The sequence below is a fragment of the Allobosea sp. 05T438 genome, assembly GCF_056396025.1.
The window spans coordinates 272,267-286,791 of the sequence record NZ_JBFTKQ010000004.1 but is presented as its reverse complement, the minus strand read 5'-3'; the positions used below and the strand labels follow the sequence as shown (position 1 = coordinate 286,791).

The window sequence follows — 14,525 nt, the reverse complement described above, 5'->3', positions numbered from 1 at the left end:
AGCGTTTTCGAGCGAAGCGGACGCCGGTCCGCGTAAGAATGCGACGACGTAAAGTGATGGAGCATTTCCACGTTTCGGAGAAACGCGGAAATGCTCCAGGCTCAGGCAGCTTTTGTACTCGTCATCGGCGTCACATTTTGATTCATGCGGAACAGGTTCGACGGATCGTAACGCTGCTTCAGCATGGCGAGGCGATGATAGCTGGCTCCGTAAGCCTCCTGGACACGATCCGCCTCGTCGGCCGGCATGAAATTGATATAGGCCGTCCCGGCAGAAAGCGGTCTTGCGGCTTCGAATAGGTCTCGCGCCCAGCCGATGCAGGCCCGATCCATGCTCTGTTCACGCCATCGCGCATGGACGTTCATCACGAAATGCGAGCTGCGCTGGGGAAACGCCGTGGAGGCGGCGGCTACGCGGCCTGCCGCGCCGCCGACATGAGCGATGAAGATCTCGCACTCCGGGCCCGGCAGCTGGCGCGCCGCACGGATCAGGATTTCGATAGCCGCATCCGAGAGATCGGTGAAATCGTGGCTTTTCCAGTAGTTGCGGGCGCCCGGTGTGAGCAGGGGATCGAACGCCTGCTGCCATGCGGTGAAGGGGGCGGCTCCCACCACATCGGCGATCGGCTTCCCGATCGAGCGCAGCCTGGCAGTCGCCTTTTCGCCCTCGGCGATGTCGCCGCAGTAGCACATCGCGAGGATCAGCACTTCCTTGCCGTGCCACTCCGCCGGCAGAAACGGGAGAGGCGGTGCCTGCCGTATCACAGCCCAGCAAGTCAGCTCGTCGGGGGCGGTTTCGAGCGCCGCGCGGTAGCTCTTCAGGACCAGCTCGGCATCGTCGAGCGGATGCACGACGAGGCCGGAAAGGACGTTGGGGCCAAACCTGTGAAGCCGGAACTCGAACCCCGTCACGACGCCGAAATTGCCGCCGCCGCCGCGAAGAGCCCAGAACAGGTCCGGATCCTCCGTCGCGCTGGCCCGCCGGAGTTCGCCATCGGCAGTAACGATCTCCACCGACACGAGGTTGTCCAGGGTCAGGCCAAACTTCCGCGTGATCCAGCCGAAGCCGCCTCCCAGCGTCAGCCCGGCGATACCTGTGGTCGAATTGATACCCGTCGGCACGATCAGCCCGGCGGCCTGCGTCTCCTTGTCGACATCGGCAAGGGTTGCACCCGGTTCGACCCAGGCACGCTGTGCCGCCGCATCGATGCGGACTGATTTCATCTGCGAAAGATCGATCATCAGGCCGCCATCGCAGACGGCATTCCCGGCGATGCCATGGCCACCGCCCCGCACCGAGACGAGCAGGCCGTTGTCGCGCGCAAAGCGAACCGCGCTGACGACATCGGCGGCGGACATACAGCGTATGATCAGCCCGGGTCTGCGATCGATCATCCCGTTCCAGATTGCGCGCGCGTCATCGTAGCCTGCGTCGCTCGTGTCGAGGATGCTGCCGCTCAGTTGCGCGGCAAGCGCTTCGATGACCGAGGTAGCGATGCTCGTCTTTCCGGCCGTCAGCGTCGTGAGGCTGTATGCAGGCATGATGGCTCCTCCCGAGCGGGTGCACTAGGTTTCGGCCCCCCGGCTATCGGGAATGTGCGTCCATTCGTGGCTCCTCTCCGTGATGCAGGTCACACAGCCGCGAGCTGCAAAGCGACAACCGACGATCTCCACAGACTCCGCTTCAGAAATCACAAAAACTTATCTTTTACAGAGATTTAAGCGTGTAATCTGGAGTCGAAAGTGAGCTTCAGCCTGTCGAAGAAGAGCTCGCAGGCCTCGGCGACGCGCCCTACGGATTCGTCATCGACGTCCAGATGGGTGACCCAGCGCAGCGTTCCGTAGCGCCCGCTGACCGCGATACCGCGACTGCGCAGAAACTCGACGAAGGCCCCGACGTCGAGCCCCTTGGGCGTCATGAACACCATGTTCGTGCGTGCCGATCCTGCGCCAAGGTCGGGGAAACGCGCGAGCACCGCCGCGAGATCCGCGGCGCGCCGATGATCTTCGCTGAGCCGTGTGACGTTGTGCTCCAGCGCGTAGATCGCGGCCGCAGCGATCACGCCGGTCTGGCGCATGCCGCCGCCCAGCATCTTCCGGATCCGGCGGGCCTTTTCGATGAACTCCTTCGGGCCGACGAGGATGGAGCCGATCGGCGCTCCCAGGCCCTTGGAAAGGCACAGGGACACGGTGTCGAACTGCCCGGCGATCCAGGCGGCATCGCGGTTGCTCGCCGCGGCTGCGTTCATCAGGCGGGCGCCGTCGAGATGGGTCGCAAGGCCGCGCGAGCGGGCGAGCCCTGTCGCAGCCTCCAGATAGGCATCGGGCAGGACGAGGCCGTTGAAGGTGTTCTCCAGCGCCAGCAGCCGGGTGATCGCGAAGTGAAAGTCGTTCGGCTTGATCGCGTTGGCGATGGCCTCCAGCGCGATCGTTCCGTCCGGCTCGTTGGGCAGGGGCTGCGGCTGGATCGAGCCCAGCACGGCCGCGCCGCCGCCTTCCAGCCGGTAGGTGTGGGCCATCTGGCCGACGAGATACTCCTCGCCGCGGCCGCAATGGGCCATCAGCCCGGCGAGGTTCGCCTGCGTCCCGGTGGGGAAGAAGAGGGCGGCTTCCTTCCCCAATCGCTCGGCGGTCATGGCCTCCAGGCGCCTGGTGGTCGGGCAGTCGTCATAGACGGCGTCGCCGACCTCAGCCGCAGCCATGGCAGCACGCATCCCCTTGTCGGGGCGCGTGACCGTATCCGAACGGAAGTCATCCACCAGCATCGATCAGATCCTTTTTGACTGTGAGTTTGCCGCAGCGAGGGCCCCGCTGCGGGCGGTATGCGAAAAGACGCGGCTCAACATTCGGGCAAATTGACCGCCAGGCCGCCGAGGCTGGTTTCCTTGAAACGCTCGTTCATGGCTTCGCCGGTCTGGCGCATGGCCTCGATGCAGTTGTCGAGCGGCATGAAATGCGAGCCGTCGCCGCGCAGGGCGAGCGATGCCGCCGCTACGGCCTTGATGGCGCCTATTCCGTTGCGTTCGATGCACGGCACCTGGACGAGGCCCGCCGCAGGATCGCAGGTCATGCCGAGATGGTGTTCAAGGGCGATCTCCGCGGCATTCTCGATCTGTGCCGGCGATCCACCCAGCACGGCGCAGAAGCCGGCGGCTGCCATCGCGGCTGCGGAACCGACTTCGCCCTGGCAACCTGCCTCGGCTCCGGAGATCGAAGCGTTGTGCTTGATCAATCCGCCGATCGCCGCAGCCGTGAGCAGGAAATCGGTGATCTTCTCGGGTTCCGCCCCGATGCAATGATCCAGATAATAGCGCAGCACCGCGGGCACGACGCCGGCGGCGCCGTTGGTCGGGGAGGTCACCACCCTGCCGCCGGCCGCATTCTCTTCGTTCACGGCCATTGCGTAGACGCTGAGCCAGTCCGCGGCCGCGTGAGGCTGGGAGCGATTGGCCTGCCGCTCGGCAATGAGCTGCCGATGAATTCTCGCCGCTCTCCGCCGCACGCGCAGCCCGCCCGGCAGTTCGCCGTCCTTGTTCAGGCCGCGTTCGATGCACCCATTCATGACCGACCAGAGGCGGGCGAGACCGCGTTCGACCTCTTCGGGTGGTTGGAGGTGGATCTCGTTCGCGCGCTTCATCTCCGCGATGGACAGCCCGCTCTCTTGTGCCATGCGCAGCATCGTCGCCGCGTTCGCGAAGGGATAGGGCCAGGATGCCGCCTCCGTCGCGGACGGCGGCGCCTCGCGCTCCTGCGCCGTCACCACAAAGCCGCCGCCGATCGAATAGTAGGTCTCGCTCAACACCACCGCCCCGGTGGAATCGCGAGCAGACAGAACGAGCCCGTTTGCATGACCGGGCAAGGGCGGCCCGTAGTCGAAGACGATGTCGGTGGCTGGATCGAACGCGAGCGGCGGCAGTCCCTCGAGGTGCAGGAGATGACTGCGACCGAGTGCCTCGAACTGACGCTCCACCGCGTCGAAATCGAACTCGGCCGGCGTCCAGCCGAGAAGGCCGAGCGTCACGGCACGGTCCGTGGCATGGCCCTTTCCCGTGAATGCGAGCGAGCCGTACAGCGTCGCCCCGACTGCCGCCGCGCGACCACGAGCGGGGCATCGGCGCAGGAGGTCCAAGAAATGCCCCGCCGCCGTCATCGGACCCATCGTGTGCGAAGACGAAGGGCCGATGCCGATCTTGAAGACGTCGAAAACGCTCAGAAACATTCTGCGCCTCCTGTCGAACCCGATCTTGCGCGATGCGCGCGAACGAGGATCCGCGGCCGTCGCCTGACCTCAGACAGCGATCGCCATACCGTCGCGCTGCGGATCGGCTCCACCCGAACACATACCATCGACGATCCCGATCGCATGGAGTGCGGCGAAAGGGAATGTCCGGGCCGAACGCCTGACGTCGTATCCGGCGCCGGTGAGTTCGGTGCTGACGCTGCGGCGAATGTCGTTGGAGATGCCGATCGCGTTCGAAACGGCCATGATCCGATAGAGAACGCGGAATCCAATCGGATCGGACCGCGATCTGATCGGCGCATGCTCTGGAATTGCAGAAGCGGCCGTTCGCCTTTGGCCGTCAATGCACGGCTGTTCGCTGCAGACGAAGCGATCGGGGTGTCCCTTTAGGTGGGGTCGTCATGGATCGAACGCGGTATCGTCCGCTCTTCTCGTCGCGGCGGACGAAACGACACCGTCCGGCGCCGGATCGATCGTTCGACGCTCTCGGCATGCGGGAACATTCCCGTCCAATCGGGATGCGGCTCGACGACCGCGCCCAGCAGGCACATCGCGCGTAGATGCAGGAATATGCGCGGCCATCCTTCCGACAGCGAGCGCGGGCGAAAGTCGGCCTGATTGCAGCGCTAGGCGGCTGGATGGTCCTGCCAGCGAGGGACGCGGCAGGTTCAAAGCGGCGGCTTCGGGGCCCGGCTTGGCACGGCGAGGCGGCCATGCCGAGCCCGTGGGGACTTCAGAACAGGAAGTAGCGTTGGGCCATGGGAAGCGAAGCCGCCGGCTCGCAGGTGATGAGCTCACCGTCGATGCGCACCTGATAGTTCTGCGGATCGACCTCGATCTTCGGCGTCAGCGAATTGTGGATCATGTCCTTCTTGCGGACGCCGCGCGTGCCTTTCACCGCCACCAGCTGCTTCTGCAGATTGAGCTTGTCGCCGATCTTGTCGTCGAGTGCCGCCTGCGAGACGAAGGTGACCCCGGTCTTGCCGCGCGCCCGGCCGAGGATGCCGAACATCGGCCGGTAATGCACCGGCTGCGGCGTCGAGATCGAGGCGTTCGGGTCTCCCATCGGCGCGGTGGCGATCATGCCTCCGATCAGGACCAGCGATGGCTTGACGCCGAAGAAGGCCGGCTTCCAGAGCGCGAGGTCGGCACGCTTGCCGATTTCGACCGAGCCGACCTCATGGGCGAAGCCATGCGTGATCGCGGGATTGATCGTGTATTTGGCGACATAGCGCTTGCACCGGAAATTGTCGTTGCGCTCGCTGTCCTCGGGCAGCGGTCCCCGCTGGACCTTCATCTTGTGCGCAGTCTGCCAGCAGCGAAGCGTCGTCTCGCCGATGCGGCCCATGGCCTGCGAGTCCGACGACATCATCGAGAAGGCGCCGAGATCGTGGAGGATATCCTCCGCCGCGATCGTCTCCTTGCGGATGCGCGACTCGGCGAAGGCGACATCCTCCGGAATCTGCGGGCTGAGATGGTGGCACACCATCAGCATGTCGAGATGCTCGTCGATGGTGTTGATCGTGTAGGGGCGGGTCGGGTTGGTCGAGGACGGAAGGATGTTCTCCTGCCCCGCCGCGGTGATGATGTCCGGTGCATGGCCGCCACCTGCACCTTCCGTATGGAAGGAGTGGATGGCGCGGCCCTTCATCGCCGCGAAGGTATCGGCGACGAATCCGCTCTCGTTCAGCGTGTCCGAATGCAGCGCGACCTGGACGTCCATCTCGTCGGCAACCGTCAGGCAGTTGTCGATCGCAGCCGGGGTCGTGCCCCAGTCTTCGTGCAGCTTGAGGCCGATGACGCCGGCCCGAACCTGCTCGCGCAGCGGCTCCGGCAGGCTGGCGTTGCCCTTGCCGAGCAGGCCCACATTGACCGGGAGGTCTTCGATCGCTTCGAGCATGCGGTGGATGTACCAGGGCCCCGGCGTAACGGTGGTGGCGAGCGTGCCGACGGAAGGCCCCGTGCCGCCGCCGACCAGCGTGGTCGTGCCACTGTTGAGCGCCTCGTCCGCCTGCTGCGGCGCGATGAAATGGATATGGCTGTCGATGCCGCCCGCGGTCAGAATCTTGCCTTCGCCCGCGATGACGTCGGTGCCCGGGCCGATGACGATGTCGACGCCGGGCTGGATGTCGGGATTGCCAGCCTTGCCGATCGCGGCGATGCGCCCGTCCTTGATGCCGACATCCGCCTTCACGATCCCCCAATGGTCGAGGATGACCGCGTTGGTAATCACGAGGTCCACGACCTCGGCGGCATTGCGCTGGCCCTGGCCCATGCCGTCGCGGATGACCTTGCCGCCGCCGAAGGTGACTTCGTCGCCATAGACGGTGCGGTCTTCCTCGACCTCGATCACCAATTCGGTGTCGGCGAGGCGGATGCGATCGCCCTTGGTCGGGCCGTAGAGGGACGCGTAGTTTTCGCGGGTGATGCGCACCATCTCAGGCCTCCAGCTTTCCCATGACCCTGGCGTTGAAGCCGTAGACGATCCGGTCGCCAGCGAGCGCCACGAGCCGGACGGTCCGCAATTGTCCGGGCTCGAAGCGCACGGCCGTGCCGGCGGGAATGTCGAGCCGGAAGCCTCTCGCCGCCTCGCGGTCGAAGTGCAGCGCCGCATTGGTCTCGTAGAAATGATAGTGCGAACCGACCTGGATCGGCCGGTCGCCGGAATTGGCGACGTCGATCGACCGGGTTTCGCGCCCGGCATTGAGCTCGATCTCGCCGTCCTCGATGAAGAATTCACCTGGGATCATGTCGCAACCTCACGGAATGGGGCTGTGGACGGTGACCAGCTTGGTTCCGTCCGGGAAGGTGGCCTCGACCTGGACGTCGTGGATCATCTCGGGGACGCCCTCCATCACGTCCTCGCGCGTCAACAGGGTCGCGCCATAGGACATCAGATCCGCCACCGTGCGGCCTTCCCGCGCGCCTTCGAGGATGGCCGCCGAAATATAGGCAACCGCTTCGGGATAGTTCAGCTTGATCCCGCGCGCCTTCCTTCGTTCCGCCAGCAACGCTGCCGTGAAGAGGAGGAGCTTATCTTTTTCACGTGGAAGAAGTTCCATCGCCTTCCCTCGCTCAGCGGCTAGAGTGTCTAGGTTGCCCAGATGCGCGGCGCGCTCGCGGCCTTGCCTTGGCCCAGCGTCCGCAGCCTATCCCATGCACGGACGAACAGCGCCTTGCCGTCCGCGACCCGTGGCCCGAGGTAGCGGCACACCACCACCTGTTCGAGCTGGCTGACTGAAAAGGTGCCCGGGGCGCTTTCGCCGATGGCGGCCTGTACCTGCTCCGCCGCGTCGTTAGGAACTGCCCCGGCATAGACCATCGTGCCCCATGTCGGCTGCCCGGCCAGCGCAAATGCTGCGCGGAGGAGGGCGGATCCGCCGGCGAGTTCGATCCGCTCGAACCAGATCGGCTTGCCGTCCCGCGTGATCTCGACGCGTTGCCTGAGTCTTCCCGTCTCGAAACGCTCATCGGCGGCAGGACGGCCCAGGCAGAGAAAGTCCCACCCGACATAGGTGGCGTCGGCCGCGAGCGACACCTTGGTCTCGATGCAGGCATCGGCACCATCGAAAAGGATCGTTTCCTGCGGCAGGTATTCGCAGACCGCCCCGGCCCCGGCCTCGATGGAGGTCGACTGCGTGCTGCTGTCCTGGTCGCTGCGGTAGAATTTCGTCGCACCGGGCGTCGTCAGCACCACGCGCGCTTCGGCATCGAGATGAAAACGCAGGTCGAGCCTGTCGCCGCCCGCAACGCCGCCCGGCGGATGCAGCAGATAGACATGGCAGGTTCCATCCTTTTCCGGATGGAAGGGGCGCTGCACGACGAGCGGGCCGAGATGGCGGCGGCGCATGAGGCGGCTCTTGCCGGCATTCGACGCGAACCACAACTCCAGCTCGGCAAGCCAATGGCTCGGCTGCGCGACATAGCGTGCACGCTCGTTCATATCGGCAGGTAACCGCGCAGCTTCCGAAGGCGGAACTGACATGGTCGCATTCATGAACCGCTCTTCAGCCAAATCGTTCAAGTGTTTTGGATCAAAAAAAAGCTCAATTGAAGCCGGGTTGCGTCGCATGGATTCGGCAGAGCAGCAAATAAAAGCGGCAACCGGTGGCCAGATAGCTCAAAAATTGCCCACAGCTCGATTTTAATACAGTCTACTTCACGGTGCCTGACTGCCGCTCCGTCGAGCATCGAAATGGTTCCCGGCTGGATACTAGTGCAGCTGCGCTCTTTGCGTTAACTCCTAGCGAGCCTTCATTGCGGAAGCGTCACTGGAGCCCCTCCTGTCATTTCGCTGAAGGCCGGGCACCACATCAGCCAGGGCGGGATGTCGAATGTTGAAAGCGGTAGCCGTCAGGCGCGCATCGCAGGTGGGGACGAGCCATGAGCCGGTGCTTGGCAGGGCGGTGCTTCAGCACGACGAGCGTCACCTGCGTCGCCGGGCGATCGAACTGGTCGATGGCCGGAAGATCCTGGTCGATCTCCCCGAGACGGTCGTGCTGACGGCCGGTGACGAGTTGCTGCTGGAAGGAAGCGGCGTCATCGAGATCGCGGCCGCGAGCGAGCCCCTTTACGCCATCCGCGGCCAAGATCCCGTCCATGTCACGGAGCTCGCCTGGCATATCGGCAACCGTCACCTCGCCGCGGCCATCGAGGCGGACCGAATCCTGATCCTGCGCGATCATGTCATCAAGGCGATGCTCGAGGGACTTGGCGCCAGGGTCGAGGAGATCGTGGCGGAGTTCAATCCGGCTCGCGGCGCCTATTCCGGTCACGGCCACTCGCATGGCGGTTCGGGGTATCATCATGGGGATGGCGAGCACCAATCCCATCCCCATACTCACGGGGAGCAAGGTCGCCATCACGGCTGAAGCCGTGGAGCGCCGATCCCGCAAGCCGAGGCATTTGCACCGATGACATCCAAGAACGGCCCCCTCCGCGTCGGTATCGGCGGCCCCGTCGGGTCGGGCAAGACGATGCTGACGGAGAAATTGTGCAAGGCGATGCGGGAGGAGTTCTCCATCGCCGTCATCACCAATGACATCTACACCAAGGAAGATGCGATGATCCTGGCACGCCGGCAGGCGCTGCCGGAGGACCGGATCGTCGGCGTCGAAACCGGCGGCTGCCCGCATACCGCGATCCGCGAAGACGCTTCGATCAACCTGCAGGCGATTGCCGAGATCAACCGGAGGATTCCCGGTCTCGATATCGTCTTCATCGAATCCGGCGGGGACAATCTGGCGGCGACCTTCTCACCCGATCTCGCCGACCTGACGCTCTACGTCATCTCGGTTTGCCAGGGTGAGGAGATCCCCCGCAAGGGCGGGCCGGGGATCACGCGCTCCGACTTCCTGATCATCAACAAGAGCGACCTCGCGCCTTATGTGAATGTCGACCTCGACGTGATGCGCGCGGACGCGGCGCGGATGCGTGGAACGCGCCCCTTCGGCTTCACCGACCTCTCCCGCGGCAAGGGGCTCGAAGACATCATAGACTTCATCGTCGAATATGGCGGCCTGTCGGAAAGCCGTCGCAAGGAGCATGGCTTGGCAGAAAGCTGATCGATGGACTCGGCTTCAACTTCACCAGCCGGCCAGGATACGATCCCGCTGCATCTGCTGCGCTTGGTCAGTCAGGGCCTGCCCGTCGGCGGCTTCTCCTATTCGCGCGGCCTTGAGGCTGCCGTTCAGGCCGGCTGGGTCTCTAACGAGGCAACGGCGCGCGACTGGATCCTCGGCACGCTCCGGACGAGTGTCGCGCAGCTGGACGGCGCCCTGTTCTGGCGCATGGCGAATGCTCTGGAAGCCGGCGACCGGGAAGGCTTCCGCGCGGCGAATGCCTGGCTCGCGGCGGGGCGAGAAAGCCGCGAGTTCCAACTGGAGGACAGACGCCTGGGCGAGGCGCTCCTGCGCCTCCTCGTCGATCTCGAGGTCCCCGCCGCCTCATACCATCGCGGTGGCGAACTGACCTTTTCGGGCGCTTTTGCGCTGGCCGCCCATCATTGGCGCATCGCTCCTGCTGCGGCGCTGAGCGGATTGCTGTGGGTCTATGTCGAGGGACAGGTGAACGCGGCGATCCGGCTGGTCCCGCTCGGCCATACCGCGGGACAGCGCATCCTCGTCGAGGCCGTCGATGCGATCGAGCAGGCGGGCACCCGCGCCCGATCGCTCAGCGACGACGAGGTCGGCAGCCTGTCCCCGGCCTTGGCCATGGCAAGTGCCTGGCACGAGACGCAGTATAGCCGCCTGTTTCAATCCTAGCGCACGGCAAGACGGGCGTCTGACGCGAACGATCTGCGTCTCGCAATTGCCCGGTGCTCGCTCTACTTTGCAGCCGATCCGCTGGGTCAGAATTGGGGTGAAGGTGGAACGGATCACGATTACCATCGATGCGGATCTGCTCGCATTCGTCGATACGCTGAGCGCCTCGAAAGGCTATGCCAGCCGTTCCGAGGCGATCAGGGACATTCTGCGACAGGCGGCCCGCGTGGAGGCCAACGCCGATCCCGACGCACCCTGCTTCGCGACGCTTGCCTACGTCTTCGATCACGAGACGCGAGATCTCGCACGCCGGCTGACGAACCAGCAGCACGACCATCATGATCTCTCGGTCGCGACCCTGCATGTTCATCTCGACCGGCATGAATGCCTGGAAGTCTCGGTGCTCCGCGGTTCCAGCGGCGAGGTCCGCGCCTTCGCCGACAGCGTCACCAGCCAGCGCGGCGTCCGGCATGGCCATCTTCAGATCGTGCCCGATGCGACCGCGGCCGACGACAAGCATCCTCACGAGCACGATCACTGAGCATTCCGGGCGTCCCGTTGCTCAACATTTCGGCGATACAGCCTTCCGCGCATATCGTATGAGTTTTCTATCAAAACCTCATACATCGATGCGTCATGCTTCGTGCCCATCTGCGCACCCTTGCTCTGGCCGCGACCCTGCTCGCCGCTTCCTTCGCTGCGGCGCAGGAGAAGCCGCTGCGCGTGGCCGAGATCTGGGAGATTCCGACGCTCGATCCCTCTCAGGACGGCACCCTGATGAAGGAAAAGGCGATGGTCACCGAGACGCTGGTGGCCGGCAATCCGGATTTCACTCTCGGTCCAGGGCTGGCGCTGTCATGGACGCGCGAGAGCGACACAGTCTGGCTTTTCAAATTGCGGCCGGGCGTGAGTTTCCATGACGGCTCGCCGCTGACGGCCGGGGCGGTGGTCGCGAGCCTGTCCGACACGCTGAAGCGCAGCGGCTCCGTCAGGAGCTACACCAAGATCGCCGATCTGGAGGCGCGCGACGCCGGCACCGTCGCCATCACCACCTCCGAGCCGTTCCCGGCGCTGCCCGCGGCATTGGTGTATTCCAGCGCGGCGATCGTATCTCCAACGTCACCCCGGTCGGACGACGGCGCGATCGAGCGTCCGATCGGCACCGGCCCCTTCAGGATCACGGCCTGGCAACCGGCCGCGCAGAGCTTCACCGTCGAGCGCTTCKACGGCTATTGGGGCGAGAAGCCCTCGATTCCCGCGATCAATTTCCGCGGGATTCCCGACCCGACCACCCGGTCGCTCGAACTGCAGAAGGGCAGCGTCGATTTCGCCTCGGAGGTCCCTTACGGCGACCTCGACGTGCTTGCGAGAAAGGGTTTCACCGTCTCGCGCAACGTCACCGCCCGCAACTATGTGCTGAGCTTCGGCAGCCTCAAGGATACGCCCTTCGCCGATCTCCGTGTCCGCAAGGCCCTGTCGCTCGCCATCGATCGGGAGGAGATCGCGCAATACGTCTTGTTCGGCATGGGCCGCGCCGGCATCGGTGCCTTCCCGGACACCATGGCTTTCGCCGACAGGTCCATCGTCGTGCCGAAGCCCGATCTGGCGGGAGCCCGAAGGCTCCTGACGGACGCCGGATATGCGCCTGGGCCGGGCGGCGTCATGACGAAGGACGGCAAGCCGCTCGGCTTCACCCTTTACACCTATGCGCAGCGGCCGGGGCTCGTGCCGATCGCCGGGGCGCTCCAGAACCAGCTCCGCAAGCTGGGGGTGCCCGTCGAGATCAAGGTGACGACCTTCTCCGCGATCGCCAGGGAGATGAAACCCGGCGACGCCAGGCTCGCCGCCCTGGCCACGGCCATGTATCCGCATCCGGATTTCTACCTGCGCCAGACCTATCATTCGCGGGGGGCGATCAACAGCTGGGGCTACGCCAATGCGCAGGTCGACCACGACCTCGCGACAGTGCTTTCGACGCATGACGAAGCCGAGCGCACGGCCGCCTATAAGCGCGTTCAGCGCATCGTGGCCGAGGAGGAGCCGTGCCTGACCATCGCTCATTATGGCGTCAACGTCGTGATGAAGCCCGGCATCGCCAATTACGCCTTCAATCCGATTGCCCACGACTACATGCTCGATCCGCGCATGAAGGTCGCCCACTAGATGACGGCCTATGTCCTCAGGAGGTTGGCGCTGGCGGTTGCGATCGTTCTGTGCGCCACCTTCCTGACCTATGTGCTGCTGCGTCTGGTCCCGGGAGAGCCGGCGGAGGTGATCCTCACGCGGGTCTTTATCCAGGACCAGACCGCGGCCGTCTCGCAGGCGGACGTCGCAGCCATTGCCGGGCGCTTCGGGCTCGACGCTCCGCTGGTCGTGCAATACGGGCGCTGGCTCCTCGGCGCCATGAGCGGGGACCTCGGCCATTCGATCCGGACCGGTCGCCCGGTCGCGGTCGAACTCGGCTGGCGGCTCTCCGCGACCGGGCTCCTCGCTTTCTTCGCGACGCTTCTGTCGCTCGCGCTGACCATCGCCCTCGTCGCCTTGAAACGCGCGGTTGCGACACCGCTCGCCACCTGGGGGCTCGAGCTTCTCGCCGTCGGCTCGGTTGCGCTGCCCACCTTCTTTCTCGGCGCGCTCCTGATTATCGTCTTCGCCATCGGACTTGATTGGCTGCCGGTCAGCGGTTTCGCGGATTGGACGCATCTCGTCCTGCCAGTCGCTGTCCTGGCGCTAGGCCAGTTCGGCTTCAACGCCATTCTGCTGGACGATGCCCTGAGCGACGCTTTCGGCGCCCCTCATATTGCGACCGCGCGAGCGAAGGGGCTGGACGAGGGCAGGGTGCTATTCGTCCACGCCCTGCCCAACGCGCTCGTGCCGTTGATCCCCTATCTCGCGCTGCAATTCGCCTTCCTGATCGGCGGCGTGGTGGTGGTCGAGCGCCTGTTCTCGATTCCCGGCCTGGGTGGCTACATGACCGACGCCCTCGACAGCCATGACGGCCCGGCCTTCCTCGGCGCGATCGGCGTCATTGCGCTGACGGTTTCCACGGTCAATCTCGCCGCGGATCTGGCCGTCGCGCGGATCGATCCGCGCATCAGGCTCGACAGGCCCGCGTGGTGAAACGGCATTGGCGGGCGGGGCGGGCGCGCATCCTGCTGGCGGCGCTCCTGCTGGTGCCGATCGGTTACGGGCTGATGCTCGATCCTCTCGACGGCTCGCTCCGCGCCAGCCTGCGGCCGCCCGGGGCGGAATTCCTGCTCGGGACCGACCATCTCGGCCGCGACGTGCTCGCCCGCATCGCACATGGCTTCGTGCTCGATGTCTGTCTGTCGCTGGCCATCGCGGCGTTGTCATTCGCGATCGGCCTGGGCATCGGCATGCTGGCCGCCGCGATCGGCGGGCGGCTCGACCGCGCCCTGACCTTTGCGATGGACGTGCTGATCGCGCTGCCGCAGATCGTGATCGCGCTGATCCTATCCGTTTATCTTGGCGGTGGAGCGCTGTCGCTCGTTCTCGCCCTGTCCCTGGTCGGATGGGTGAAATATGCGCGGATCGCCCGGGCCACGACGTACTCGCTCCGGGAGCGGGAGTTCGTCACCGCCGCCCGGGCTGCAGGGGGGAGGCGCCTCTATCTCCTCAGGAGGCATATCCTTCCCCAGCTCCTGCCTGTCTTCACCGGCCTGCTTCCGCTACAGTTCGGGCACAACATCCTGAACATTGCCGCGCTCGGATTCCTCGGCATCGGTGTCGCTCCCCCGACTCCGGAATGGGGAGCGATGATCGCCGACGCAAGACCGTATTTCTCGCGTGCTCCCTGGCTCGCGATCGCGCCCGGCGTGTTTCTTTTCCTGCTGACTGCTTTCGCCCTCTCGATCGCACGCAGCGTCAACAGGCGTCTGGCGTCCTAGTATCGGCCGCCAGGATCGTACGCCCTCGCGGTCGAACCGACGGGCTCGGAGCGACAGAGATCATCGCGCTTCCCGTAAGTGGACGCACCAGGTGCCCGATATAGGCAAATTGCGT

The 14,525-nt window shown here is 65.1% G+C and carries 15 protein-coding genes; 7 read left to right on the top strand and 8 right to left on the bottom strand.

Annotation, left to right across the window (positions count from 1 at the left end):
• Positions 1–101: 101 nt before the first annotated feature.
• The 8 genes from AC1DIN_RS11980 to AC1DIN_RS11945 form a co-directional block, all read right to left on the bottom strand.
• On the bottom strand, positions 102–1,541 hold the full coding sequence (locus AC1DIN_RS11980; RefSeq protein ID WP_476809953.1) for an FAD-binding oxidoreductase: 1,440 nt from the start codon (positions 1,539–1,541) through the stop codon (positions 102–104).
• 176 nt (positions 1,542–1,717) lie between these two features.
• A complete protein-coding gene (gene ltaE, locus AC1DIN_RS11975) occupies positions 1,718–2,764 on the bottom strand; it encodes a low-specificity L-threonine aldolase (RefSeq protein ID WP_476809952.1) in 1,047 nt (348 codons plus the stop codon).
• A 74-nt stretch (positions 2,765–2,838) separates the two neighbouring features.
• Positions 2,839–4,218 (bottom strand): L-serine ammonia-lyase, encoded by a 1,380-nt coding sequence (locus tag AC1DIN_RS11970; RefSeq protein WP_476809951.1) that lies wholly within the window; start codon positions 4,216–4,218, stop codon positions 2,839–2,841.
• A 69-nt stretch (positions 4,219–4,287) separates the two neighbouring features.
• The gene (locus AC1DIN_RS11965; RefSeq protein WP_476809950.1) at positions 4,288–4,485 is read right to left on the bottom strand and encodes a hypothetical protein; all 198 of its coding nucleotides are present in this window, start codon (positions 4,483–4,485) and stop codon (positions 4,288–4,290) included.
• 487 nt (positions 4,486–4,972) lie between these two features.
• Positions 4,973–6,676, bottom strand: coding sequence for an urease subunit alpha (gene ureC / locus AC1DIN_RS11960; protein ID WP_476809949.1), 1,704 nt, complete (start codon positions 6,674–6,676; stop codon positions 4,973–4,975).
• 1 nt (position 6,677) lies between these two features.
• On the bottom strand, positions 6,678–6,989 hold the full coding sequence (locus tag AC1DIN_RS11955) for an urease subunit beta (protein WP_441470214.1): 312 nt from the start codon (positions 6,987–6,989) through the stop codon (positions 6,678–6,680).
• 9 nt (positions 6,990–6,998) lie between these two features.
• A complete protein-coding gene (gene ureA, locus AC1DIN_RS11950) occupies positions 6,999–7,301 on the bottom strand; it encodes an urease subunit gamma (RefSeq protein WP_441470213.1) in 303 nt (100 codons plus the stop codon).
• A gap of 29 nt (positions 7,302–7,330) precedes the next feature.
• Entirely contained in the window at positions 7,331–8,311 is a 981-nt protein-coding gene (locus AC1DIN_RS11945) for an urease accessory protein UreD (protein WP_476809948.1), read from the bottom strand.
• A 262-nt stretch (positions 8,312–8,573) separates the two neighbouring features.
• On the opposite strand from AC1DIN_RS11945, the gene AC1DIN_RS11940 reads away from it, so the two are divergent.
• The 7 genes from AC1DIN_RS11940 to AC1DIN_RS11910 all read left to right on the top strand — a co-directional run bounded on the left by AC1DIN_RS11940 (position 8,574) and on the right by AC1DIN_RS11910 (position 14,410).
• Positions 8,574–9,110, top strand: a complete 537-nt coding sequence (locus AC1DIN_RS11940) for an urease accessory protein UreE (RefSeq protein WP_476809947.1) — start codon at positions 8,574–8,576, stop codon at positions 9,108–9,110.
• A 42-nt stretch (positions 9,111–9,152) separates the two neighbouring features.
• Positions 9,153–9,803 (top strand): urease accessory protein UreG, encoded by a 651-nt coding sequence (gene ureG, locus AC1DIN_RS11935; RefSeq protein ID WP_476809946.1) that lies wholly within the window; start codon positions 9,153–9,155, stop codon positions 9,801–9,803.
• Positions 9,804–9,806: 3 nt separating this feature from the next.
• Positions 9,807–10,502 carry an urease accessory protein UreF gene (locus tag AC1DIN_RS11930; RefSeq protein ID WP_476809945.1) on the top strand — a complete coding sequence of 232 codons (696 nt, stop codon included), beginning with the start codon at positions 9,807–9,809 and terminating at the stop codon, positions 10,500–10,502.
• 103 nt (positions 10,503–10,605) lie between these two features.
• The gene (gene nikR / locus AC1DIN_RS11925; RefSeq protein WP_476809944.1) at positions 10,606–11,043 is read left to right on the top strand and encodes a nickel-responsive transcriptional regulator NikR; all 438 of its coding nucleotides are present in this window, start codon (positions 10,606–10,608) and stop codon (positions 11,041–11,043) included.
• Between the two features lie 95 nt (positions 11,044–11,138).
• Complete coding sequence (locus AC1DIN_RS11920; RefSeq protein WP_476809943.1) at positions 11,139–12,665, top strand: ABC transporter substrate-binding protein; 1,527 nt, start codon at positions 11,139–11,141, stop codon at positions 12,663–12,665.
• Positions 12,666–13,622, top strand: a complete 957-nt coding sequence (locus AC1DIN_RS11915) for an ABC transporter permease (RefSeq protein ID WP_476809942.1) — start codon at positions 12,666–12,668, stop codon at positions 13,620–13,622.
• A complete protein-coding gene (locus AC1DIN_RS11910) occupies positions 13,616–14,410 on the top strand; it encodes an ABC transporter permease (protein WP_476809941.1) in 795 nt (264 codons plus the stop codon). The genes AC1DIN_RS11915 and AC1DIN_RS11910 overlap by 7 nt, the downstream gene beginning before the upstream one ends.
• Positions 14,411–14,525 lie beyond the last annotated feature (115 nt).

Excerpts from the sequence above, each read along its gene's own strand:
- ureG (WP_476809946.1), top strand. The coding sequence starts at position 9,153 with ATGACATCCAAGAACGGCCCCCTCCGCGTCGGTATCGGCGGCCCCGTC.
- ureA (WP_441470213.1), bottom strand. The coding sequence starts at position 7,301 with ATGGAACTTCTTCCACGTGAAAAAGATAAGCTCCTCCTCTTCACGGCA.
- AC1DIN_RS11945 (WP_476809948.1), bottom strand. The coding sequence starts at position 8,311 with ATGCGACGCAACCCGGCTTCAATTGAGCTTTTTTTTGATCCAAAACAC.
- AC1DIN_RS11930 (WP_476809945.1), top strand. The coding sequence starts at position 9,807 with ATGGACTCGGCTTCAACTTCACCAGCCGGCCAGGATACGATCCCGCTG.
- ltaE (WP_476809952.1), bottom strand. The coding sequence starts at position 2,764 with ATGCTGGTGGATGACTTCCGTTCGGATACGGTCACGCGCCCCGACAAG.
- AC1DIN_RS11940 (WP_476809947.1), top strand. The coding sequence starts at position 8,574 with ATGTTGAAAGCGGTAGCCGTCAGGCGCGCATCGCAGGTGGGGACGAGC.
- AC1DIN_RS11965 (WP_476809950.1), bottom strand. The coding sequence starts at position 4,485 with ATGGCCGTTTCGAACGCGATCGGCATCTCCAACGACATTCGCCGCAGC.
- AC1DIN_RS11970 (WP_476809951.1), bottom strand. The coding sequence starts at position 4,218 with ATGTTTCTGAGCGTTTTCGACGTCTTCAAGATCGGCATCGGCCCTTCG.
- AC1DIN_RS11955 (WP_441470214.1), bottom strand. The coding sequence starts at position 6,989 with ATGATCCCAGGTGAATTCTTCATCGAGGACGGCGAGATCGAGCTCAAT.
- ureC (WP_476809949.1), bottom strand. The coding sequence starts at position 6,676 with ATGGTGCGCATCACCCGCGAAAACTACGCGTCCCTCTACGGCCCGACC.
- AC1DIN_RS11980 (WP_476809953.1), bottom strand. The coding sequence starts at position 1,541 with ATGCCTGCATACAGCCTCACGACGCTGACGGCCGGAAAGACGAGCATC.
- AC1DIN_RS11915 (WP_476809942.1), top strand. The coding sequence starts at position 12,666 with ATGACGGCCTATGTCCTCAGGAGGTTGGCGCTGGCGGTTGCGATCGTT.